The organism is Pseudomonas sp. MWU12-2037 (genome assembly GCF_023242345.1).
Lineage (GTDB): Bacteria > Pseudomonadota > Gammaproteobacteria > Pseudomonadales > Pseudomonadaceae > Aquipseudomonas > Aquipseudomonas gingeri_D.
The window spans coordinates 94,918-116,047 of the sequence record NZ_JALLIZ010000010.1 but is presented as its reverse complement, the minus strand read 5'-3'; the positions used below and the strand labels follow the sequence as shown (position 1 = coordinate 116,047).

General features: G+C 63.0%; 23 protein-coding genes. 18 read left to right on the top strand and 5 right to left on the bottom strand.

The features are described 5' to 3' along the window. Window positions 1-47 precede the first annotated feature (47 nt). The 6 genes from gatC to M5B42_RS19490 all read left to right on the top strand — a co-directional run bounded on the left by gatC (window position 48) and on the right by M5B42_RS19490 (window position 5,294). On the top strand, window positions 48-335 hold the full coding sequence (gene gatC, locus M5B42_RS19515) for an Asp-tRNA(Asn)/Glu-tRNA(Gln) amidotransferase subunit GatC (RefSeq protein ID WP_152740064.1): 288 nt from the start codon (window positions 48-50) through the stop codon (window positions 333-335). Window positions 336-351: 16 nt separating this feature from the next. Continuing rightward, window positions 352-1,803, top strand: a complete 1,452-nt coding sequence (gene gatA / locus M5B42_RS19510) for an Asp-tRNA(Asn)/Glu-tRNA(Gln) amidotransferase subunit GatA (protein ID WP_248746766.1) — start codon at window positions 352-354, stop codon at window positions 1,801-1,803. Window positions 1,804-1,813: 10 nt separating this feature from the next. Next, entirely contained in the window at window positions 1,814-3,259 is a 1,446-nt protein-coding gene (gene gatB, locus M5B42_RS19505) for an Asp-tRNA(Asn)/Glu-tRNA(Gln) amidotransferase subunit GatB (protein WP_103496439.1), read from the top strand. A 178-nt stretch (window positions 3,260-3,437) separates the two neighbouring features. Next, complete coding sequence (locus tag M5B42_RS19500; RefSeq protein WP_248746765.1) at window positions 3,438-3,809, top strand: septal ring lytic transglycosylase RlpA family protein; 372 nt, start codon at window positions 3,438-3,440, stop codon at window positions 3,807-3,809. 49 nt (window positions 3,810-3,858) lie between these two features. Then, the gene (locus M5B42_RS19495; RefSeq protein ID WP_248746815.1) at window positions 3,859-4,902 is read left to right on the top strand and encodes a calcium/sodium antiporter; all 1,044 of its coding nucleotides are present in this window, start codon (window positions 3,859-3,861) and stop codon (window positions 4,900-4,902) included. Between the two features lie 11 nt (window positions 4,903-4,913). Beyond that, window positions 4,914-5,294, top strand: coding sequence for a carboxymuconolactone decarboxylase family protein (locus M5B42_RS19490; RefSeq protein WP_100942267.1), 381 nt, complete (start codon window positions 4,914-4,916; stop codon window positions 5,292-5,294). A 200-nt stretch (window positions 5,295-5,494) separates the two neighbouring features. Here M5B42_RS19490 and M5B42_RS19485 read toward each other — a convergent pair whose 3' ends face one another. From M5B42_RS19485 to M5B42_RS19475, 3 genes are all read right to left on the bottom strand, one after another. Next, entirely contained in the window at window positions 5,495-6,436 is a 942-nt protein-coding gene (locus M5B42_RS19485; protein ID WP_103496441.1) for an AEC family transporter, read from the bottom strand. Window positions 6,437-6,515: 79 nt separating this feature from the next. After that, window positions 6,516-6,989, bottom strand: coding sequence for a WbuC family cupin fold metalloprotein (locus M5B42_RS19480; protein ID WP_248746764.1), 474 nt, complete (start codon window positions 6,987-6,989; stop codon window positions 6,516-6,518). Window positions 6,990-6,992: 3 nt separating this feature from the next. Then, window positions 6,993-7,550: a hypoxanthine-guanine phosphoribosyltransferase gene (locus M5B42_RS19475; protein WP_103496443.1), complete on the bottom strand. Its 558-nt coding sequence runs from the start codon at window positions 7,548-7,550 to the stop codon at window positions 6,993-6,995. 163 nt (window positions 7,551-7,713) lie between these two features. Here M5B42_RS19475 and upp point away from each other — a divergent pair, with 163 nt between their 5' ends. Both upp and M5B42_RS19465 read left to right on the top strand, forming a co-directional pair. Further along, window positions 7,714-8,352: a uracil phosphoribosyltransferase gene (gene upp, locus M5B42_RS19470; protein ID WP_103496444.1), complete on the top strand. Its 639-nt coding sequence runs from the start codon at window positions 7,714-7,716 to the stop codon at window positions 8,350-8,352. 1 nt (window position 8,353) lies between these two features. After that, a complete protein-coding gene (locus M5B42_RS19465; protein WP_103496445.1) occupies window positions 8,354-9,628 on the top strand; it encodes a uracil-xanthine permease family protein in 1,275 nt (424 codons plus the stop codon). Window positions 9,629-9,805: 177 nt separating this feature from the next. Here M5B42_RS19465 and hemH read toward each other — a convergent pair whose 3' ends face one another. Both hemH and M5B42_RS19455 read right to left on the bottom strand, forming a co-directional pair. After that, the gene (hemH, locus tag M5B42_RS19460) at window positions 9,806-10,831 is read right to left on the bottom strand and encodes a ferrochelatase (protein ID WP_248746763.1); all 1,026 of its coding nucleotides are present in this window, start codon (window positions 10,829-10,831) and stop codon (window positions 9,806-9,808) included. A gap of 13 nt (window positions 10,832-10,844) precedes the next feature. After that, a complete protein-coding gene (locus M5B42_RS19455) occupies window positions 10,845-11,747 on the bottom strand; it encodes a TIGR01777 family oxidoreductase (protein ID WP_152740068.1) in 903 nt (300 codons plus the stop codon). 195 nt (window positions 11,748-11,942) lie between these two features. Between M5B42_RS19455 and M5B42_RS19450 the strand changes: the two genes are divergently transcribed. From M5B42_RS19450 to M5B42_RS19405, 10 genes are all read left to right on the top strand, one after another. Beyond that, window positions 11,943-12,929 (top strand): FAD-dependent oxidoreductase, encoded by a 987-nt coding sequence (locus M5B42_RS19450; RefSeq protein ID WP_103499268.1) that lies wholly within the window; start codon window positions 11,943-11,945, stop codon window positions 12,927-12,929. Next, a complete protein-coding gene (locus M5B42_RS19445; protein WP_152740069.1) occupies window positions 12,926-13,141 on the top strand; it encodes a TIGR02450 family Trp-rich protein in 216 nt (71 codons plus the stop codon). The genes M5B42_RS19450 and M5B42_RS19445 overlap by 4 nt, the downstream gene beginning before the upstream one ends. A 112-nt stretch (window positions 13,142-13,253) precedes the next feature. Further along, the gene (locus tag M5B42_RS19440; protein ID WP_248746762.1) at window positions 13,254-14,219 is read left to right on the top strand and encodes a DUF523 and DUF1722 domain-containing protein; all 966 of its coding nucleotides are present in this window, start codon (window positions 13,254-13,256) and stop codon (window positions 14,217-14,219) included. A gap of 1 nt (window position 14,220) precedes the next feature. Further along, window positions 14,221-15,144: a MerR family transcriptional regulator gene (locus tag M5B42_RS19435; protein ID WP_248746761.1), complete on the top strand. Its 924-nt coding sequence runs from the start codon at window positions 14,221-14,223 to the stop codon at window positions 15,142-15,144. A 29-nt stretch (window positions 15,145-15,173) separates the two neighbouring features. Beyond that, window positions 15,174-16,619 carry a deoxyribodipyrimidine photo-lyase gene (gene phrB, locus M5B42_RS19430; RefSeq protein WP_248746814.1) on the top strand — a complete coding sequence of 482 codons (1,446 nt, stop codon included), beginning with the start codon at window positions 15,174-15,176 and terminating at the stop codon, window positions 16,617-16,619. Beyond that, window positions 16,612-17,034, top strand: a complete 423-nt coding sequence (locus M5B42_RS19425) for a nuclear transport factor 2 family protein (protein ID WP_248746760.1) — start codon at window positions 16,612-16,614, stop codon at window positions 17,032-17,034. The genes phrB and M5B42_RS19425 overlap by 8 nt, the downstream gene beginning before the upstream one ends. Beyond that, the gene (locus M5B42_RS19420; protein ID WP_248746759.1) at window positions 17,031-17,813 is read left to right on the top strand and encodes an SDR family NAD(P)-dependent oxidoreductase; all 783 of its coding nucleotides are present in this window, start codon (window positions 17,031-17,033) and stop codon (window positions 17,811-17,813) included. The genes M5B42_RS19425 and M5B42_RS19420 overlap by 4 nt, the downstream gene beginning before the upstream one ends. Then, a complete protein-coding gene (locus tag M5B42_RS19415) occupies window positions 17,810-19,057 on the top strand; it encodes an FAD-dependent oxidoreductase (protein ID WP_248746758.1) in 1,248 nt (415 codons plus the stop codon). Before M5B42_RS19420 ends, M5B42_RS19415 begins: the two co-directional genes overlap by 4 nt. Further along, window positions 19,054-19,866: a DUF1365 domain-containing protein gene (locus M5B42_RS19410; protein ID WP_248746757.1), complete on the top strand. Its 813-nt coding sequence runs from the start codon at window positions 19,054-19,056 to the stop codon at window positions 19,864-19,866. The genes M5B42_RS19415 and M5B42_RS19410 overlap by 4 nt, the downstream gene beginning before the upstream one ends. Then, the gene (locus M5B42_RS19405) at window positions 19,853-21,124 is read left to right on the top strand and encodes a cyclopropane-fatty-acyl-phospholipid synthase family protein (protein WP_248746756.1); all 1,272 of its coding nucleotides are present in this window, start codon (window positions 19,853-19,855) and stop codon (window positions 21,122-21,124) included. Before M5B42_RS19410 ends, M5B42_RS19405 begins: the two co-directional genes overlap by 14 nt. The last annotated feature ends 6 nt before the right edge of the window (window positions 21,125-21,130 follow it).

Here is a 21,130-nt window from a genome sequence, read left to right as displayed (position 1 = left end):
CCTAACCGAACGGACCCCTTTCGTCCGGTTTTCCACTGGAGATCCCCATGGCGCTTGAACGCTCCGACGTGGAAAAAATCGCTCACCTGGCCCGCCTGGGCCTGGTCGAAGCCGATCTTCCACGCACCACCGAGGCCCTGAACAGCATTCTGGGTCTGGTCGACCTGATGCAGGCCGTCGATACCAGCGGCATCGAACCCCTTGCCCACCCTCTGGAAGCGAATCAGCGCCTGCGCGCCGACGTCGTGACCGAGCGAAATCACCGCGAGGCTTATCAGTCCATCGCGCCAGCGGTCGAAAACGGCCTGTACCTGGTTCCGAAAGTCATCGACTAAAGGGAAAGAGCCTGCAATGCATCAGATGACCCTGGCCGAGATCGCCCGTGGCCTCGCCGACAAGAAATTCTCCTCCGAAGAGCTGACCCGGACCCTGCTGGCGCGTATCGCCCAGCTCGACCCGCAGCTCAACAGCTTCATCAGCCTCACCGAGGACCTGGCCCTGAGCCAGGCCAAGGCCGCCGACGTGCGCCGTGCCGCCGGCGAGAACGGTGCCCTGCTCGGTGCGCCGATCGCCCACAAGGACCTGTTCTGCACCCAGGGCATCCGCACCAGCTGCGGCTCGAAGATGCTCGACAACTTCAAGGCGCCCTACGACGCCACCGTGGTCGCCAAGCTGGCCGCCGCCGGCACCGTGACCCTGGGCAAGACCAACATGGACGAATTCGCCATGGGCTCGGGCAACGAATCGAGCTACTACGGCCCGGCGAAAAACCCGTGGAACCTGGAGCATGTACCGGGCGGTTCGTCCGGCGGTTCGGCGGCCGCGGTTGCCGCGCGCCTGCTGCCGGCGGCCACCGGCACCGACACCGGCGGCTCGATCCGCCAGCCGGCGGCGCTGACCAACCTCACCGGGCTGAAACCGACCTACGGTCGTGTCTCGCGCTGGGGCATGATCGCCTACGCCTCAAGCCTCGACCAGGGCGGCCCGTTGGCGCGCACCGCCGAAGACTGCGCCCTGCTGCTGCAAGGCATGGCCGGCTTCGACCCGCAGGACTCCACCAGCATCGATGAGCCGGTCCCGGATTACTCCGCCAGCCTGGGCACCTCGATCCAGGGCCTGCGTATCGGCGTGCCAAAGGAATACTTCAGCGCCGGCCTCGACCCGCGCATCGCCGAACTGATCCAGGCGAGCATCAAGGAGCTTGAGAAACTGGGCGCAATCGTCAAGGAAATCAGCCTGCCGAACATGCAGCACGCGATTCCCGCGTACTACGTGATCGCCCCGGCGGAAGCCTCGTCGAACCTGTCGCGCTTCGATGGCGTGCGTTTCGGCTATCGCTGCGAAAACCCGGTAGACCTCACCGACCTGTACAAGCGCTCCCGTGGCGAAGGCTTCGGCGCGGAAGTCCAGCGCCGCATCCTGGTCGGCGCCTATGCGCTGTCGGCCGGCTACTACGACGCCTACTACCTGCAGGCGCAGAAGATCCGTCGCCTGATCAAGAACGACTTCATGGCCGCCTTCAACGAGGTCGACGTCATCCTCGGCCCGACCACGCCGAACCCGGCGTGGAAGATCGGCGCGAAGAACAGCGACCCGGTCGCCGCGTACCTGGAAGACGTCTATACCATCACCGCCAACCTCGCGGGCCTGCCGGGCCTGTCCATGCCGGCCGGTTTCGTCGACGGCCTGCCGGTGGGCGTGCAACTGCTGGCGCCGTATTTCCAGGAAGGCCGTCTGCTCAACGTTGCGCACCAGTATCAGCTCAACACTGACTGGCACACCCGCACACCTGAAGGCTTCTGAGGAGAAACACATGCAATGGGAAGTCGTGATCGGGCTGGAGATTCATACCCAGCTCGCCACCCAATCGAAGATTTTCTCCGGTAGTGCCACCACCTTCGGTTCCGAGCCGAACACCCAGGCGAGCCTGGTTGACCTGGGCATGCCCGGCGTCCTGCCGGTGCTGAACCAGGAAGCGGTGCGCATGGCGGTGAAATTCGGTCTGGCGATCGATGCCGAGATCGGCCAGCACAACGTATTCGCGCGCAAGAACTACTTCTATCCGGACCTGCCCAAGGGCTACCAGATCAGCCAGATGGAACTGCCGATTGTCGGCAAGGGCCACCTGGATATCACCCTGGAAGACGGCACGGTCAAGCGCGTCGGGATTACCCGTGCGCATCTGGAAGAAGATGCCGGCAAGAGCCTGCACGAGGATTTCAGCGGTGCCACCGGCATCGACCTGAACCGTGCCGGCACGCCGCTGCTGGAAATCGTTTCCGAACCGGATATGCGCAACGCCAAGGAAGCCGTGGCTTACGTCAAGGCGATCCATGCACTGGTGCGCTACCTGGGCATTTGTGACGGCAACATGGCCGAAGGCTCGCTGCGTTGTGACTGCAACGTTTCGGTCCGGCCAAAAGGCCAGGTCGAGTTCGGCACCCGCTGCGAGATCAAGAACGTCAACTCGTTCCGCTTTATCGAGAAGGCGATCAACACCGAAGTGCAGCGCCAGATCGAACTGATCGAGGACGGCGGCCGGGTGATCCAGCAGACCCGCCTGTACGACCCGAACAAGGACGAGACCCGCGCCATGCGCAGCAAGGAGGAAGCCAACGACTACCGTTACTTCCCCGATCCGGACCTGTTGCCGGTGGTGATCGAGGACACGTTCCTCGATGAAGTCCGCGCACAGTTGCCGGAGCTGCCACCGCAGAAGCGCGAGCGCTTCCAGGCCCAGTTCGGCCTGTCGGTCTACGACGCCAGCGTGCTGGCTTCCAGCCGCGAGCAGGCGGACTACTTCGAAAAAGTCGTGAGCATCGGTGGCGACGCCAAGCTGGCGGCCAACTGGGTCATGGTCGAGCTGGGCAGCCTGCTGAACAAGCTGGGCGTGGACATCGACCAGGCGCCGGTCACGGCCGAGCAGTTGGGCGGCATGCTGCTGCGGATCAGCGACAACACCATCTCCGGCAAGATCGCCAAGATGGTCTTCGAAGCCATGGCCAATGGTGAAGGCAGCGCGGACGAGGTGATCGAGGCCCGTGGACTGAAGCAGGTCACGGACAGCGGCGCCATCGAGAAGGTGCTGGACGAAGTGCTGGCGGCCAACGCCGAGCAAGTCGAACAGTATCGGGCGGCGGATGAAGCCAAGCGCGGCAAGATGTTCGGCTTCTTTGTCGGCCAGGCGATGAAAGCCTCCAAGGGCAAGGCCAACCCGCAGCAAGTCAACGAACTGCTGAAAAGCAAGCTCGAAGGCTGACAGCGGCTAGGCTCTCAAGAGCGCTAAAAGCTTCGCGGGCAAGCCTGCTCCTACAAAATCTCGCCGTACACAAAATTTGTGTTCGACGATGAACTGTAGGAGCCTGGCTTGCCAGCGAAGAGGCCTTCAAGATCACCAAAAGGCCCTCAGGCAAACACACCTGTGTAGAGGACATCCGATGAAGCGTCTGCTCGCCGCCCTTGCCCTCCTCAGCCTGCTGGCCGGCTGCGCCAGCCACGACATCAATCCCCGCGGCTATGACGAAACCGGCATGGCTTCGTATTACGGCGCCCAACACCAGGGCAAACGCACCGCCAGCGGCGAACCCTTCAACCAGCACGGCCTGACCGCCGCCCACCGCCAACTGCCCTTCGGCACCCGGGTGAAAGTCACCAACCTGGCCAACGACAAATCGGTCATAGTGCGCATCAACGATCGCGGCCCCCATACCCGTGGACGCCTGATCGATCTTTCGCGCGAAGCGGCCGCCCAATTGGGTATGCTACAAGACGGCACTGCCCGCGTACGCATCCAAAGCCTCGACGACTGACCGCTGGAGCCCCGCCATTTTCGGATTGACCACCCTTCCCTGGCTAAGCCTGATTCAACTGGGCGGTGGCCTGCTGTTGCTGATCCTCGGCGCTGAACTGCTGGTGCGCGCAGCCGTGCGCCTGGCCGCAAGCCTGGGCGTGCGCCCGTTGCTGATCGGCCTGACCGTCGTCGCCTTCGGCAGCAGCGCGCCGCAACTGGCGGTCAGCGTACAGGCGGCCGCGGCAGAGAATGCCGATATCGCGGTGGGCAGCGTGATCGGCGGCAATATCTTCAATACCCTGGTCACCCTGGGCTTCTCTGCGTTGATCATCCCACTGCGGGTCTCACGCCAACTGATCCGCCTGGACATCCCACTGATGATCCTCGCCAGCCTGCTGGTGTTCGGCCTCGCATTCAACGAGGAGCTGGGGCGTCTCGACGGCCTGGTGATGCTGGGCGCCTTCGCACTGTACCTCGGCCTGCTGCTGCGCCAGTCCCGCCATCACCACGCCGCACCGCCGACCACCCCGCATAAATCCACACCCTGGTTGAGCAGCCTGGCATGGATGGGCCTGGGCCTGGCGCTGCTGGTAGTGGCCGGGCACCTGCTGCTGGACGCCGCCGTCGACGTGGCCACCGAACTGGGTCTGTCCGAACGCATCATCGGCTTGACCGTGGTGGCGGTCGGCACCTCCCTGCCGCAACTGGCCATCTCGCTGATCGCCGCCGTTCGCGGGCAACGGGATATCGCCGTGGGCAACGTGATCGGCGGCAACCTGTTCAACCTGTTGGGGGTGCTCGGCCTCACCGCGCTGCTCGCCCCCACGCCGCTGTCGGTGTCGCCCAACGCCCTGGCCTTCGACCTGCCGGTGATGCTCGGGGTGGCCATGCTGTGCTGGCCGGTGTTCTACTCCGGCTACCGCATCACCCGCGCCGAGGGCCTGCTGTTTCTCGGTTTGTACCTGGCCTACGGCCTGCACGTGGTGTGGTTCACCACCGGCATGCCGATGGCGGACAAGCTGGAACGCCTGATGCTGTTTTTCATCCTGCCGTTGCTCTGTGCGTTCCTGCTCTTCAGTACGTTCAGGGCCTGGCGTCGCCAACACTCATAGGAGCTGCTGCAATGACCGATCAGAAGAAACCCGGTGTCGAGATGCGTCGTCAGGTCATGGGCGATGCGTTCGTCGACCGCGCCCTGGGCAATGCCACCGAATTCAGCCAGCCGTTGCAGGACTTCGTCAACGAACATGCCTGGGGCAGTGTCTGGAATCGCGAAGGGTTGTCGCTGAAGACCCGCAGCCTGATCACCCTCGCCGCGCTGACCGCGCTCAAGTGCCCGCAGGAACTCAAGGGCCACGTACGCGGCGCCTTGAACAATGGTTGCACGGTGGAAGAGATTCGTGAGGCGCTGCTGCATTGCGCGGTGTATGCCGGGGTGCCGGCGGCTATCGACGCGTTCCGCGCGGCCCAGGAAGTGATCGACGCCTACCAGAAGGCAGACTGACAACCTGTTACTGGCGGCGTCCGTATTGGCAGTGCATGGCTCACGGGCCTCTTCGCGGGCAAGCCCAGCTCCTACAATTTTGTGTCGATCACCGGTTTTGTGTACGACTCAGAACTGTAGGAGCTGGGCTTGCCCGCGAAGACATCAGCTCAAGCGATGCAAGACTCAAGGGTTACAGCCTCCCTTACAGGCACCAAACCTCAGATCCAGCCGCCCCACTGCAACACAAAAATCCCGATATTGGTGGTGATCGCCGCCATCAGGGTGGTGATCACGATAATTGCCGCCGCCAGCTCGTGATTGCCATTGGCCGCCCGGGCCATGACAAAACTGGCCGCGGCCGTCGGGCTGCCGAAGTACAGGAACAGAATCCCCAGTTCCGCCCCACGAAAGCCGCAGAGCCAGGCACCCAGCGTCGACAGTAGGGGCATGCCGACCATTTTCACCAGGCTCGCACTCAACGCCAGGTCGCCACTCTTGCGCAACGCCGCCAGGGACAGGGTCCCGCCGATACAGATCAGCGCCAGCGGCAAAGTCATCTGCGCCAGGTAATTACCCGAGGTTTCCAGCCAGCCGGGCAAGCCGATCTTGAAATAGGCAAAAGGCGCCGCCGCGATCACGCTGATGATCAGCGGATTGCTCAACACACTCTTGAAGATGCTCCAGGGATCGGACTTGATCACCGGGCTGTAGACCGCCAGGACAATGGTCGACAGGGTGTTGTAGAACAGGATCACCAGGGCCGCGAGAATCGCCCCAAGGGAAATCCCGTAGGCGCCGTACATGCTCGCCGCCAGGGCCAGGCCGATCACCCCGTTATTGCCGCGAAAGGCACCCTGGGTATAGATCCCGCGATCAATCTCGGGGCAACGCCAGATCGCCCAGCACCAGGCACCGGCAAAACCCAGCAGGGTCGCGACGGAGAAGTACGCCAGCACCTTGGGCTGCAACGCCGCATGCAGGTCGGCATGGAGGATGCCGAGAAACAGCAGCGCCGGCATGCAGACGTTGAACACCAGCGCCGAAGCCGTGTGGATAAAGCTGTCGTTGATCCAGCCCACGCGCTTGAGCAACACGCCCAGGAACAACATGGCGAAAACCGGCGCGGTGATGGTCAAGATACCGAGAAAGATGGCCAGCATGCCCTGGGAACCCGTTGCCTGTCGTCAGACAGCTAATGATAGGGCAAAGTTACCCTTACACCCGTCCATGGGTCCTCGTTCAATCGAACTGCGCGCGCATCCAGGCCTGGTACACGGCCACCTCGGCATCCCCTTCACGCGGCGCCCAGTCGGCCAGCTCGCCTTCGCCCACCGGCCGATAAGGGCCGGCCTTGCATTCGAACATCACGCTGTCGGCTTCCAGCACCACCAGGCCATGGAAGACCCCGGCCGGCAGGTCGACACCCGGGCATTCACCGCCCGCCTGCAACACGCGCTTGGCCAGCAGTTGCCCCGCCTCATCGAATACCAGCAAACCCAGGCTGCCCTTGAGCACCAGCAAGGTTTCCGCCTTGTCGGCACTCAGGTGCCGATGGGGGGCTATATAGGTATTGGGCTGTAGCCCGACCGCCAGGCGATGGCAGGGTTCGTCCATCTGGTGAAAATTGTGATGAACCCGGCCACGGGGACTCGCCGCGGCTTTCCCGGCCAGTTCGGCGAACAAGGTTGCATCGAGAAAGCTGGGCTTGCCCATCCCTTACATCCCCTTGACGGCATAGATGCCGGCGGCGTTGCGCCAGTAGCCCTTGTAGTCCATGCCGTAGCCGAAGATGTAGCGGTCGATGCACGGCAGGCCGACGTAGTCCGCCTTGAGGTCCGGACGGGCCTTGCGGTCGTGGTCCTTGTCGATCAGTACGGCTGTGTGCACCCGACGTGCGCCGGCGTGTTTGCAGAAATCGATGATCGCGCCCAGGGTGTGCCCTTCGTCGAGGATGTCGTCGATGATCAGCACATCGCGGTCGATGAACGAGACTTCCGGCTTGGCCTTCCAGAACAGCTCGCCGCCGCTGGTTTCGTTGCGGTAGCGGGTCGCGTGCAGGTACGAGGCCTCCAGCGGGAAGTCCAGGTGGGTCATCAGCTTGCCGCAGAAGATCAGGCCGCCGTTCATCACGCAGAACACCACCGGGTTGCTCTCGGCCAGTTCGGCGTTGATCTGCGCGCCGACACGGGCGATGGCCGCTTCGACTTCGGCGTTGCTGTACAGGCAGTCGGCTTCGCGCATGACTTGACGGATATGCTCGAGATCAGCGGACATGGCGCTCTCCAAAAGGGGGCTTATGTAAGAAAAGCGGGCAAAGGTACGCACCCCGCGCGACCAGATCAAGGGTTTCTGGACTAACGTACGGCTGATCTATAGGACAACACCTGCGGATAGATTAATCTAAGCCGTTTTTTGCCCGCCGTCGGAGCCTATTCCCATGCCCATCCGTGAGATCCGCCACCCGCTGATCCGCCACAAGCTCGGCCTGATGCGCCGCGCTGACATTAGCACGAAGAACTTCCGTGAGCTCGCTCAGGAAGTCGGAGCGTTGCTGACCTACGAGGCGACCAAGGACCTGCCACTGGAAACCTACGATATCGAAGGCTGGTGCGGCACCGTCCAGGTCGAGAAGATCGCCGGCAAGAAGATTACCGTGGTGCCAATCCTGCGCGCCGGTATCGGCATGCTCGAAGGCGTGCTCAGCCTGATCCCGGGCGCCAAGGTCAGCGCCGTCGGCGTGGCCCGCAACGAGGAAACCCTCGAAGCCCACACCTACCTGGAAAAGCTGGTCCCGGAAATCGACGAACGCCTGGCGATGATCATCGACCCGATGCTCGCCACCGGCGGCTCGATGGTCGCGACCATCGACCTGCTGAAGAAAGCCGGCTGCAAGGACATCCGCGCGATGGTCCTGGTGGCGGCGCCGGAAGGGATTGCCGCGGTCGAGAAAGCGCACCCGGACGTGACCATCTACACCGCTTCCATCGACGAAAAACTCAACGAACACGGCTACATCATTCCGGGCCTGGGCGATGCCGGCGACAAGATCTTCGGCACCAAACAGAAGGACGGCTGAAATGCAGGATGAGTTCAACGACCCGCTCTGGCGCACGGTGCTGTCGGGCGCGCAAATGCTGTTCGTGGCCTTTGGCGCCCTGGTGTTGATGCCGCTGATTACCGGTCTCGACCCGAACGTCGCGCTGTTCACGGCGGGCCTGGGGACTCTCTTGTTCCAGGTGGTCACCGGGCGTCAGGTGCCGGTGTTCCTCGCTTCGAGCTTTGCCTTTATCACCCCGATCATCCTCGCCAAGGGCCAGTTCGGCCTGGCGGCGACCATGGGTGGGGTGATGGCGGCCGGCTTCGTCTACACCTTCCTGGGCCTGGCGGTGAAGATCAAGGGCACCGGCTTTATCGACCGGCTGCTGCCGCCGGTGGTAATCGGTCCGGTGATCATCTCCATCGGCCTGGCCATGGCGCCGATTGCCGCGAACATGGCGATGGGCAAGGCCGGTGACGGTTCCGAGCTGATTCACTACCAGACCGCCATGCTGATCTCGATGCCGGCGCTGCTGACCACCCTGATCGTGGCCGTGTTCGGCAAAGGCATTTTCCGCCTGGTGCCGATCATCTCCGGGGTCTTCGTGGGGTTTGCCATGTCGTTCTATTTCGGCGTGGTCGACACGGCGAAGATCGCCGCCGCGCCCTGGTTCGCCCTGCCGCACTTCACGGCACCGGAATTCAACTGGCAGGCGATCCTGTTTATTGTCCCGGTGGCGCTGGCGCCGGCCATCGAGCATATCGGCGGGGTGATCGCAGTGGGCAGCGTGACCGGTCGCGATTATCTGAAGAAGCCGGGCCTGCATCGCACTTTGCTGGGTGACGGTATCGCCACCACGGCGGCCGGCCTGTTTGGCGGTCCGCCCAACACCACCTATGCCGAAGTGACCGGCGCGGTGATGCTGACCAAGAACTACAACCCGAAAATCATGACCTGGGCGGCAATCTTTGCTATCAGCCTGGCGTTTATCGGCAAGTTCGGCGCCTTGTTGCAGAGCATTCCGGTGCCGGTGATGGGCGGGATTCTGTGTCTGCTGTTCGGTTCGATTGCCGCGGTGGGGATGAATACCCTGATCCGTCACAAGATCGATCTGGGCGAGGCGCGCAACCTGGTGATTGTTTCGGTGACGCTGGTGTTCGGTATTGGTGGCGTGCTGGTGGGAACGGGTACCGGGCCGGATGACTTCGGCCTCAAGGGCATTGCGCTGTGCGCCGTGGTGGCGATTGCGCTGAACCTGCTGTTGCCGGGTAATGACGGTTGGAAAAACAAGAAAGCGGATGAGCCGTTGTTGTAAGGCTCCCCCTCGCTCTTACAGTTCTGTGTTGTATGCAAATCGGCTATTCAACACAGAACTGTAGGAGCAGGGCTTGCCCGCGAAGCTTTTGGCGGCTTCAAGGGCCCCTTCGCGGCGGTGCGGCGATCCGACAAGCCCTGCTCCTACAAGGTTCTGCGGCGTTTTCGAGATTTGCGTTTAAAGAGCCAACGGCGCCCGCTCGCACAGGGTATTCAACGCCGCCGCCCATTGCGATTCGTCGTTCAGACACGGCACCAGCACCAACTCCCCTCCCCCCGCCGCGACAAACTGCTCGCGCCCGCGATCACCGATCTCCTCCAGCGTCTCGATGCAATCGGCGACAAACGCCGGGCACATCACCAGCAGCTTCTTCACCCCGGCCTTGGCCAACTCATCCAACCGCGCTTCGGTGTAGGGCTCGATCCACTTCGCCCGACCCAACCGCGACTGGAATGATACCGACCATTGCCCGTCCGCCAAGCCCATGCGCTCGGCAAACGCCGACGCCGTGCGCAGGCACTGGGCGCGGTAGCAAGTGGCAAGTACCGCCGGCGAGGCGTTCCTGCAGCAATCGGCGTCCTTGAAACAATGACTGCCGGTGGGATCGAGCTTGGTCAGATGCCGCTCCGGCAAACCGTGGAAACTCAGCAACAAGTGATCGAAACCCCGGGCCAGATGCGGCCTGACACTGGCCACCAGGGCCTCCAGATATTCCGGCTGATCGTAGAAGGGTTGCAGGATGGAGAACTGCACATCGAGCTTGCGCTCGCGCACCACTCGCCGGGCCTCCTCGATCACCGTCGTCACGGTGCTGTCGGCGAACTGCGGATACAGCGGCGCCAAGGTCACCTTGCGGATGCCCTGCTTGGCCAGGCGGGTCAGCACCGTCTCGACCGACGGCTCGCCGTAACGCATCGCCAGCTCCACCGGGCCCTGGGTCCACTGGGTGGTCATCTGCTGCTGCAAACGACGACTGAGCACCACCAGCGGCGAACCCTCCTCCCACCAGATCGAGGCGTAGGCATGGGCCGACTGCTCCGGGCGCTTGATCAGGATCAGCGACACCAGCAAGCGGCGGATCGGCCAGGGCAGGTCGATCACGTAGGGATCCATCAGGAATTGATTGAGGTAGCTGCGCACGTCCGCCACCGAAGTGGAAGCCGGAGAACCCAGGTTGACCAGAAGCAAGGCGTGATCGGTCATGCAACGTCCTATTTCAGAGGCGGCTCGAGAGATCGTCGAGGGCCGCGGGCAGATCGTTAAACTGAAAAACAAATCCGGCCGCCAGCAACCGGGCCGGCGTCACGCGCTGGCCGCCGAGCAACAGTAACGCCAGCTCACCCAGGCCAAGGCGCAGGACAAAGGCCGGCAACGGCACCAGAGCCGGGCGATGCAGGACCTTGCCCAACGCCTTGGCGAATATCTTGTTGCGCACCGGCTGTGGCGCGCAGGCATTATAGGGACCACGGGCATCACTGCGATGCAGAAGAAAATCAATCGCGGCGATTTGATCACGCACATGTATCCACGGCATCCACTGCCGACCGTTGCCGATCGGCCCGCCCAGCCCCAGTTTGAACGGCAGCAACAGGCGCGACAAAAAGCCGCCCTCGGCCGCCAGCACCAGGCCGGTGCGCACCAGCACCACACGAATCCCCAGGGCCTCGGCGCGCTGCGCGGTTTCTTCCCAGGCAATCGACAGGCGACTGGCGAAATCCTCGCTCACCGGCGGCGAATCCTCGGTCAGCTCACGCTCGCCGCCATCGCCGTACCAGCCCACCGCCGAACCGGAAATCAGGACTGCTGGACGCTGCTCACGCCCCTCCAGCCAGGCCAGCAGGGTTTCGGTCAGCTGGATCCGGCTGCTCCAGAGCAGGGCCTTGCGCTTGTGGGTCCAGAGTCGGTCGGCAATCGGCGCGCCGGCCAGGTTGATCACCGCATCCAGCGGCTCACCGGACAGTTCCTCGAGATGCCGCACACCACGCACCTGGGCACCGCATAAACGCGCCACCTGCTCGGGGCGACGGCTCCACACCGTCAGCCGATGTCCCTGCGTCGACCAGTACGCGCACAGTTGGCGCCCGATCAAACCAGTACCGCCGGTCAGCAATATGTGCATGAGTGCGTCCTCGCGTAACGTTTTGTCGAAAGCGTTAGTCTATTTTTAAAACAGGGCTCTTTTCTCTCGACCGAAATATGTTTTAACAATAGGACAGTGTGAACCGACAGGCAGGTCGCAAGTTATACCAAAAAACAAGATTGTACAGGTTTTGCTGACGGCGTAGTCTGTGCTTACAGGTAACGAGGCCCACCCATGACTGTACCTATCGCAATAATCGGTGCCGGCATCGCCGGACTTTCGGCTGCCCGGGCGTTGCACGATGCCGGGTATTCCATCGAAATCTTCGACAAGAGTCGCGGCAGCGGCGGGCGCATGTCCAGCAAACGCAGCGATGCCGGTGCGCTGGACCTGGGCGCGCAGTACTTCACCGCCCGCGATCGCCGCTTCGTCAAGGAAGTCCAGCGCTGGCAGGGTGAAGGCTGGGTCGCCGAATGGGATCCGCAGCTCTACAACTTCCAGAACGGCCAACTGAGCCTGTCGCCGGACGAACAGACCCGCTGGGTCGGCACGCCGCGCATGAGCGCCATTACCCGCGGTTTGCTCGGCCGCCTCCAGGCGCATTTCAGTTGCCGGATCACCGAGGTGTTCCGCGGTGAACAGCATTGGCACCTGCAGGATGCCGAAGGCTACACCCACGGCCCGTTCAGCCAGGTCATCATCGCCACGCCCGCACCCCAGGCCACCGCCCTGCTGGCGGCCGCGCCGAAACTCGCCGGGGCCGCCGCCGGCGTGCAGATGGAGCCGACCTGGGCCATCGCCCTGGCCTTTGACACGCCGCTGGACACACCGATGGAAGGCTGCTTCGTACAGGACAGCCCCCTCGACTGGCTGGCCCGCAACCGCAGCAAGCCGGCGCGCGACAGCCAGCTCGACACCTGGGTCCTGCACGCCACCAGCACCTGGAGCAAGCAGCATCTGGACCTGTCCAAGGAGGCCGTGATCGAGCAGTTGCACGGCGCCTTTGCCGAGTTGCTCCACGCCAGCATGCCGGCCCCGGTCTTCACCCTCGCCCACCGCTGGCTCTATGCTCGCCCGGCCGGCGCACGGGAATGGGGGGCGCTGGCCGATGCCGACCTGGGCCTGTACGTGTGTGGCGACTGGTGCCTGTCGGGACGTGTCGAAGGCGCCTGGCTCAGCGGCCAGGAAGCCGCCCGGCGACTGATGGAACACCTGGGTTGAACCGCATCAACCCGCGCAAGCTGCTGCTGTCGAAATGGACGGCAGCCCGCCCTCTGAATCGGGAAAAACATTTCCTGGTCACCGAACTGTTTTGCGATGAGCAAGGCACCGTGCTCGAAGTCGAGCTGCAAGCGGTGATGAGCCAACGCAACCAGCGCATCAGTTGGACCCATCTGCAAGATGCCGAGACCTGGCGAATGGGCTGGCAGTAAACGCCCCAGAAAAACCTGTACAAATAATTTGACTTGTACAACACAGAACCTATGATGAGCTTTAGTTGTACAAGCATGCTTGCCTGTACAAGTATTTCTCTCGAGGTTCTCCATGCCCGCCACCACCGAGTTGCCGCGCAAACCCAAAATCGCTGTCAGCGCCTGCTTGATGGGCATTGAGGTGCGCTACAACGGTGGGCACAAGGAATCGCGACTGTGCAGCCGCACCCTCAGCGAATATTTCGATTTCATCCCGCTGTGCCCGGAAGCGGCCATCGGCCTGGGCATCCCCCGCGAGCCGATTCGCCTGGTGGGTGACCCGCAGCAACCACGGGCCGTGGGCAGCGTGCACGCCGAGACGGATGTGACCCGGGCACTGGTCGACTATGGCAATCAGATGGCCGCCGAACTCACGGATATCAGCGGCTACATCTTCATGCAGAAGTCGCCGTCCTGCGGACTGGAGCGGGTCAAGGTCTACCAGGAGGGCGGGCGGCCCGCCGAAGACGGACGCGGCATCTACGCCCAGGCGTTTTGCGCGCAACATCCCGACTTGCCAGTGGAAGAGGACGGCCGGCTGAACGATGCGGTGCTGCGGGAAAACTTCCTGACCCGGGTCTTCGCCTACGCGGCCTGGCAGGACCTGCGCCAGGCCGGCCTCACGCGACGCGGCCTGACCGAGTTCCACGCCCGCTACAAATACCTGCTGATGGCTCACAACCCATTGCAGTACAAGGTGCTCGGCAAACTGCTGGGCAGCATGGGCAACACGGATGCCGAAACCATCGGGCCACGCTATTTCAGCCAGTTGATGGCCGCCCTGAAAAAATGCGCGACCCGCCGCACCCACACCAATGTCCTGCAACACCTCACCGGCTACCTGAAGCAATCCATCAGCGCCGAAGACAAACAGGAAGTGCTGCAGGTCATCGGCCAATACCACCAGGGTATCGTGCCCTTGGTGGTGCCGTTGACCCTGCTCAAACACCATTTCCGCCAGCACCCCGATCCCTATATCGCCCGCCAGGTGTACCTGCAACCGCATCCGGAAAACCTCAGCCTGCGAAATGCCATCTGATATGACCGACTCCCTCGAAGCGCCCGCTGATTACGCCAGCGCACTGGAACAGGGCTGGTTGCCCATTCGCGAAGTGGCCCGGCAGACAGGCGTCAACGCCGTGACCCTGCGGGCCTGGGAACGCCGCTATGGCCTGGTGGTGCCGCACCGCACCCCCAAGGGCCATCGGTTGTTTTCCGCCGAGCACGTGCAACGTATCCAGGCCATCGTCACCTGGCTCAATCGCGGCGTCGCGGTCAGTCAGATCAAGCAACTACTCGATGCCGGCCCGACCCTGGCCGAGCCTGCCACCAACGATTGGCAGGCCTTGCGCCAGGACCTGGTGCGGGCCATCAGCCAGTTGGCCGAGCGCCAGGTCGATGACCGCTTCAACCAGGCCATGTCGCTGTACCCGCCGCGCACCTTGTGCGAACAGTTACTGATGCCTCTGCTGGCGGAACTCGAGCAACGCTGGCAAGGCCAGTTCGGCGGGCAGATGGAACGGGCGTTCTTCTACACCTGGCTGCGCAGCAAGCTGGGCGCGCGGATCTATCACAACAACAGGCAACTCAAGGGCGCACCGGTCTTGCTGGTCAACCATTCGGACCTGCCCATGGAGCCGCACCTGTGGCTGACCGCCTGGCTGGTGAGCAGCGCCGACTGCCCGGTGGAAGTCTTCGACTGGCCCTTGCCGGCCAACGAATTGGCCCTGGCCAGCGAGCACCTGAAGAGTCGCGCCGTGCTGCTGTATTCGAGCAAGGCCATGAACCTGGCGGCGCTACCCAGGCTGCTGGTGGGGATCAACTGCCCGATCCTGATTGCCGGACCAACGGTATGCATCCATTTCGCCGAGTTATCCGTAAGTACCCGGGAGAGCGCTGAGATGACCCTGGCCGAAGACCCGTTGTCCGCTTACCAGAGCCTGACCCGGCTCGGCCTGATCTAGCGCCCTCGCCCACGAATCAAGGAATGACTATGCAACTGCTCTGGCTGCGCACCGATCTGCGCCTGCATGACAACACCGCCCTGGCCGCAGCCTCCGGGCAAGGGCCGACGGTCGCTGTTTACCTGGTGACGCCCGGGCAATGGCAATTGCACGACGATGCCCCGTGCAAGGTGGATTTCTGGCTGCGTAACCTGCAGGTACTGAGCAAGGCCCTGGCCGCGCTGAATATCCCGCTGCTGATTCGTCATGCCCAGACCTGGGAGCAGGTGCCCGAGGTGCTGGGCACCCTGTGCCAGACACTGAAGATCGCTGCCGTGCACGTCAACGAAGAATATGGCGTTCACGAAAGCCGCCGTGATCAAGCCGTGGCGCACACCCTTGAAGCACAAGGTGTGAGCTTCCATAGCCACCTGGATCAACTGTTCTTCAAGCCCGGCAGCGTATTGACCCGCACCGGCACCTACTTCCAGGTCTTCAGCCAGTTCCGCAAGGTCTGCTACAGCCGTCTGCACGGCGCCTTGCCGCGCCTGGTCGCAATACCCAAAGCCCAGGCAGAGTCGGCGTTCGAGGCCGATCCGGTGCCCGGCGAAGTCGACGGGTTCGCGCGCCCCAGCCAGGCCCTGCGCGACCTCTGGCCTGCCGGCGAGGACGAAGCCCGGCGGCGCCTGAGCACCTTCGCCGAGCAGCAGATCGACTATTACCAGAGCGAACGGGATTTCCCGGCCAAACCCGGCACCAGCCAACTCTCCGCCTACCTCGCCGCCGGTGTGATCTCCCCCCGCCAGTGCCTGCACGCGGCGCTGCAAAGCAACCAGGGCGAGTTCGAAAGCGGCAGTATCGGCGCCGTCACCTGGATCAACGAACTGCTCTGGCGCGAGTTCTACAAACACATTCTGGTGGGCTATCCACGGGTCTCGAAGCAGCGCGCCTTCCGCGTGGAAACCGAAGCCCTGGCCTGGCGTCAGGTGCCGGAGGAACTGGCGGCCTGGCAAGAAGCCCGCACCGGCCTGCCGATCATCGACGCGGCCATGCGCCAACTGCTCGAAACCGGCTGGATGCACAACCGCCTGCGGATGGTGGTGGCGATGTTCCTGACCAAGAACCTGCTGATCGACTGGCGCGAAGGCGAACGTTTTTTCATGCGTCACCTGATTGACGGCGACCTGGCGGCCAACAACGGCGGCTGGCAATGGAGCGCGTCCACCGGCACCGACGCGGCGCCCTACTTCCGGATTTTCAACCCGCTGAGCCAATCGGAAAAATTCGATCGCGAAGGGCTGTTTATCAAGCACTGGCTACCGGAACTGGCCGGCCTGGACAAAAAGGCCGTGCATAACCCGGCGGCACTCGGCGGCCTGTTCGGCCTGGCAAGTTATCCACAGCCCATGGTCGATCTGGGCCGCAGTCGCGAGCGTGCCCTCGCCGCCTTCAGGAACCTGCCACAACGGCTGGAGGCCGGAGGTGCCCATGAGTGAGTTCCTGCACCATTTCGCCCAGCAATTCGTCCTGCTCGACAAGGACAACCTGTCACGCCTCGGCGAACTCTACAGCGACGACGTGCTGTTCACCGACCCGCTGCACGAAATCACGGGCCTCGTGGACCTGCAGCACTATTTTGCGCGGATGTACGCCTCGATCAGCGAGCTGCAATACAACATCCACGGCCTCGATGACGTCGGTGAAGGCGAAGGTTATCTGCGCTGGCACATGAGCTATCGTCATCCGAGATTGGCCAGAGGAAGGCCTATTCACGTCGATGGGTGTTCGCATCTGTTGTGGTTCGACAAGGTCTATCGGCATCGCGATTACTTCGATGCCGGGGCCTTGTTATATGACCATGTGCCGCTACTGGGCCACGCAACGGCCTGGTTGAAAAGGAGATTGGGATGAGCATTACAGCTCCACGACGTATCTGGCTGACGGGCGCCAGCAGCGGTATCGGCGCGGCCATCGCCGAAGTCCTGCTCAAGGCCGGCGTACACCTGGCCGTCAGCGCCCGCAGCCTCGAACCGCTGCAAGCCCTGGATAAGCGTTATCCCGACCAGGTCCTGCTGGTGCCCGGTGACCTGACCGACAGCCAGCAGGTCCGAGAAATCGGCGAGCGCATCACCCAGGCCTGGGGAGCCCTGGACACGGTGATCCTCAATGCCGGCACCTGTGAATATGTCGATGCCCAGGCCTTCGATGCTTCGATCATCGAGCGGGTGGTACGTACCAACCTGCTGGCCAGCAGTTACTGCATAGAAGCCGCCTTGCCACTGCTGCGCGCCGGCATCCAGCCGCATCTGGTGGGCATCGCCAGTTCGGTCACCTTCCTGCCGCTGCCCCGGGCCGAAGCCTATGGCGCGTCAAAAGCCGGCATGCGTTACCTGTTCGAATCCCTGCGCATCGACCTGGCCCACGAAGGCATCACCGTCACCGTGGTCAGCCCCGGCTTCGTCGACACACCGCTGACCCAGAAAAACGACTTTCCCATGCCACTCAGTTGGTCAGCCGAGAAAGCCGCCGAGCATATCTGTGAAAAGCTCAGGCAACGGCCCCTGGAAATTGCCTTTCCGGCGCTGTTCATGGCCGCGCTCTGGCCCCTCTCGCGCCTGCCCAGACGGCTGCAACTGGCTATCGGCAAACGCATGGCCCGCACCTCCGCGCAAAACAAGGGTCAGTCATGAAAATTGCCCTTGTCGGCAGCGGTATCTCGGGGCTGACCTGCGGACACCTGCTGAGTCGCCAGCACGAGATCACCCTGTTCGAAGCCGCCGATCGGATTGGCGGCCACACCCATACAGTGGACGTGACGGTCAATGGCCAGCGCCATGCCGTGGACACCGGTTTTATCGTGTTCAACGACTGGACCTACCCGAACTTCATCCGCCTGTTGAGCAGCCTGGGCGTGAGCTACAAAGCCACCGAAATGAGTTTCTCGGTATGCGACCCGGCCACGAACCTGGAATATAACGGCAACAACCTCAACAGCCTGTTCGCCCAACGGCGCAACCTGCTGTCGCCAGGGTTCTGGGGCATGCTGCGCGATATCCTGCGCTTCAACCGCCAGGCCCTCGAAGACCTCGAACAACAGCGCATCGCCAGCGACACCACCCTCGGCGACTACCTGAACAACGGCGGCTATGGCCAGCGCTTTATCCAGCACTACATCGTGCCCATGGGCGCGGCGATCTGGTCGATGTCCCTGGCGGACATGCTCGGTTTCCCGCTGCAACTGTTCGTGCGTTTCTTCAAGAACCACGGACTGCTGTCGCTGAGCAACCGCCCGCAATGGCAGGTGATCGAAGGCGGTTCGCGCCAGTACATCGAGCCGTTGGTCGCCGGATTTCGCCAGCATATCCGCCTCAACTGCCCGGTGAGCCGGGTCGAGCGCGATGAACAAGGCGTAACGATCCACAGCAGCACCGGCCGCGAGCGCTTCGACAAGGTGATCTTCGCTTGTCACAGTGACCAGGCGCTGCGCCTGCTCGCCGAACCGAGCGAGGCCGAACGGCAGATCCTCAGCGCCTTGCCCTACGCGGACAACGAGGTGGTGCTGCATACCGATACCCGTCTGCTGCCGGATCGCCCGCTGGCCTGGGCCAGTTGGAACTATCGCCTGGGCGGCGAAGGCCAGCGCCCGGCCGCCGTCACCTACAACATGAACATCCTGCAGGGCATCGAGAGCGACACCACCTTCTGTGTCAGCCTCAACCAGAGTGCAGAGATCAATCCGCTGAAAATCCTCGCCCGCTACACCTATGCCCATCCGCAGTACAGCCTGAACGCTGTCGCGGCGCAGAATCGGTGGAACGAATTGTATGGCGATCAACATACCTACTATTGCGGCGCCTACTGGGCCAACGGCTTCCACGAAGACGGCGTGACCAGCGCCCTGCGGGTCTGCGCCGCCTTTGGTGAGTCCCTGTGAACAGCGCCCTGTACAGCGGCTGGATCAGCCACCGACGCTTTTCGCCACGGGCCCATGCATTCCGCTACCGGATCGGCCTGCTGTACCTGGACCTCGACGAACAGGACGCGGTACTCGGGCTCTCGCCATTGGCCGGCAGCCAGCGCCTGGCACCCTTTGCCTTTCGCGAAACCGACTACCTGCGCAGCTTCACGCGCCAGGGCATGCGCCTGATCGATGCGGTTCGCCAGCAAGTCGGTGAAGCCCTCGGGCAAACCCCACAAGGCCCGATCCGCCTGCTGACCCAGGCCCGCAGCTGGGGCCTGGCGTTCAACCCGGTGAGTTTCTTCTACTGCCATGACCTGGACGGCAAGCTGCTGGCGATTCTCTGCGAAGTCACCAACACACCCTGGGGCGAGCACTACCACTACGTGCTGCCCGCCGAGGGCGACGGCCACCAGCACGTCAGTGTGGCCAAGGCCTTCCACGTCTCGCCGTTCCTGCCCCGGGACCTGGAATACCGCATGAGCTTCAGCCCGCCCGCCGAACGACTCGGCGTGCACATGGCCGACTGGCAGGGCGACCTCAAGGTCTTCGACGCGACCCTCAGCCTGCACCGCGAAGTCCTTGATCGCGTCAGTCTGCACCGCTACCTGCGGCGCTTCCCCTGGATGACCGCCAAGACCTGCCTGGCGATCTACTGGCAAGCCCTGCGCCTGTTTCTCAAACGCACACCGATCTTCTCCCACCAGGCCGCCGACGGCACCTTCAGCCTGGCCGCCACGCAAACCGAGGAGCGACACCATGAGCAACGCCATGAAAAGTTCTAGCCTGGTGACCCGGGCCAATCGGTTCAGCGCCAACAGCCTGTCCAGCGCCGTCTTGCGCCGGGGTGTGCTACGCCAATTGAACCAGCTGCGCCATGGCCAGTTGCTGGTGGTCGAAGACGGCGAGCGACAACTGTTCGGCCAGGCCGGCGCCAGCCTGCTGGGCGAGATCCATATCCAGGACCCGGCGGTCTGGGGCATGGTCGCCGGCAACGGTTCCATCGGTGCCGGAGAGGCCTTTATCCATGGCTACTGGAGCAGCCCGGACCTGACCGCGGTGGTGCGGGTATTTGTCAGCAACCTGGACGTGCTCGATGCCATGGAGAGTGGCCTGGCCCGCCTCGGACGGCCGTTCATCCAGATCCTGCACTGGCTCAATCGCAACACCCGCAAGGGCTCGCGGAAAAATATCGAAGCGCATTACGACCTCGGCAACGAGCTGTTCGAACAGTTTCTCGATCCGACCATGATGTATTCCGCCGCGCAGTTCCTCAGTCCCGACGACAGCCTCGAACAGGCCCAGTTGAACAAGCTGGAACGCATCTGCCGCAAGCTCGACCTGCAACCCAGTGACCATTTGCTGGAGATCGGCACCGGCTGGGGCAGCATGGCGATTTATGCCGCGCAGCATTACGGCTGCAAGGTCACCACCACCACGCTGTCCCGGGAACAGTTCGCCTACACCCGGCAACGCATCGACAGCCTGGGCCTGCAAGAACAGATCACCCTGCTGCTCGAAGACTATCGCGACCTCAGCGGCCAGTACGACAAACTGGTGTCCATCGAAATGATCGAAGCCGTCGGTCATCAGTTCCTCGACAACTACTTCAAGCAATGCGCGCACCTGCTCAAGAGCGATGGGCTGATGCTGCTGCAAGCCATCACCATCCGCGAACAACGTTATGAGCAGGCCAGGAGCACGGTCGACTTTATCCAGCGTTATATTTTCCCCGGTGGCGCCCTGCCCAGCGTGCAGAAGATGCTCGAGGTGGTCAGCCACGAAACCGACATGAACCTGCTGCACATGGAAGACTTCGGCCTGCACTACGCGCGCACCCTGCGCCTGTGGCACGAGAACTTCCGCCGTGCCCACGGGCGCCTGAGCGAACTGGGCTACGACGATTATTTCCTGCGTTTGTGGGAGTTCTACCTGTGCTACTGCGAGGGCGGTTTCCTCGAACGCAGCATCGGCACCGCGCAACTGCTGCTGGCCAGGCCGACCGCCCGAACGCAGCCGCTGCTCGGGCGCTTCGATAGTTAAGGCGGC

Bases quoted from the DNA above. Each gene is read 5' to 3' on its own strand.
- phrB (WP_248746814.1), top strand. From the start codon at position 15,174: ATGCAACTGCTCTGGCTGCGCACCGATCTGCGCCTGCATGACAACACC.
- M5B42_RS19425 (WP_248746760.1), top strand. From the start codon at position 16,612: ATGAGTGAGTTCCTGCACCATTTCGCCCAGCAATTCGTCCTGCTCGAC.
- M5B42_RS19490 (WP_100942267.1), top strand. From the start codon at position 4,914: ATGACCGATCAGAAGAAACCCGGTGTCGAGATGCGTCGTCAGGTCATG.
- M5B42_RS19465 (WP_103496445.1), top strand. From the start codon at position 8,354: ATGCAGGATGAGTTCAACGACCCGCTCTGGCGCACGGTGCTGTCGGGC.
- gatB (WP_103496439.1), top strand. From the start codon at position 1,814: ATGCAATGGGAAGTCGTGATCGGGCTGGAGATTCATACCCAGCTCGCC.
- hemH (WP_248746763.1), bottom strand. From the start codon at position 10,831: ATGACCGATCACGCCTTGCTTCTGGTCAACCTGGGTTCTCCGGCTTCC.
- M5B42_RS19405 (WP_248746756.1), top strand. From the start codon at position 19,853: ATGAAAAGTTCTAGCCTGGTGACCCGGGCCAATCGGTTCAGCGCCAAC.
- M5B42_RS19475 (WP_103496443.1), bottom strand. From the start codon at position 7,550: ATGTCCGCTGATCTCGAGCATATCCGTCAAGTCATGCGCGAAGCCGAC.
- gatA (WP_248746766.1), top strand. From the start codon at position 352: ATGCATCAGATGACCCTGGCCGAGATCGCCCGTGGCCTCGCCGACAAG.
- M5B42_RS19415 (WP_248746758.1), top strand. From the start codon at position 17,810: ATGAAAATTGCCCTTGTCGGCAGCGGTATCTCGGGGCTGACCTGCGGA.
- M5B42_RS19455 (WP_152740068.1), bottom strand. From the start codon at position 11,747: ATGCACATATTGCTGACCGGCGGTACTGGTTTGATCGGGCGCCAACTG.
- gatC (WP_152740064.1), top strand. From the start codon at position 48: ATGGCGCTTGAACGCTCCGACGTGGAAAAAATCGCTCACCTGGCCCGC.
- M5B42_RS19480 (WP_248746764.1), bottom strand. From the start codon at position 6,989: ATGGGCAAGCCCAGCTTTCTCGATGCAACCTTGTTCGCCGAACTGGCC.
- upp (WP_103496444.1), top strand. From the start codon at position 7,714: ATGCCCATCCGTGAGATCCGCCACCCGCTGATCCGCCACAAGCTCGGC.
- M5B42_RS19485 (WP_103496441.1), bottom strand. From the start codon at position 6,436: ATGCTGGCCATCTTTCTCGGTATCTTGACCATCACCGCGCCGGTTTTC.
- M5B42_RS19450 (WP_103499268.1), top strand. From the start codon at position 11,943: ATGACTGTACCTATCGCAATAATCGGTGCCGGCATCGCCGGACTTTCG.
- M5B42_RS19440 (WP_248746762.1), top strand. From the start codon at position 13,254: ATGCCCGCCACCACCGAGTTGCCGCGCAAACCCAAAATCGCTGTCAGC.
- M5B42_RS19500 (WP_248746765.1), top strand. From the start codon at position 3,438: ATGAAGCGTCTGCTCGCCGCCCTTGCCCTCCTCAGCCTGCTGGCCGGC.
- M5B42_RS19435 (WP_248746761.1), top strand. From the start codon at position 14,221: ATGACCGACTCCCTCGAAGCGCCCGCTGATTACGCCAGCGCACTGGAA.
- M5B42_RS19420 (WP_248746759.1), top strand. From the start codon at position 17,031: ATGAGCATTACAGCTCCACGACGTATCTGGCTGACGGGCGCCAGCAGC.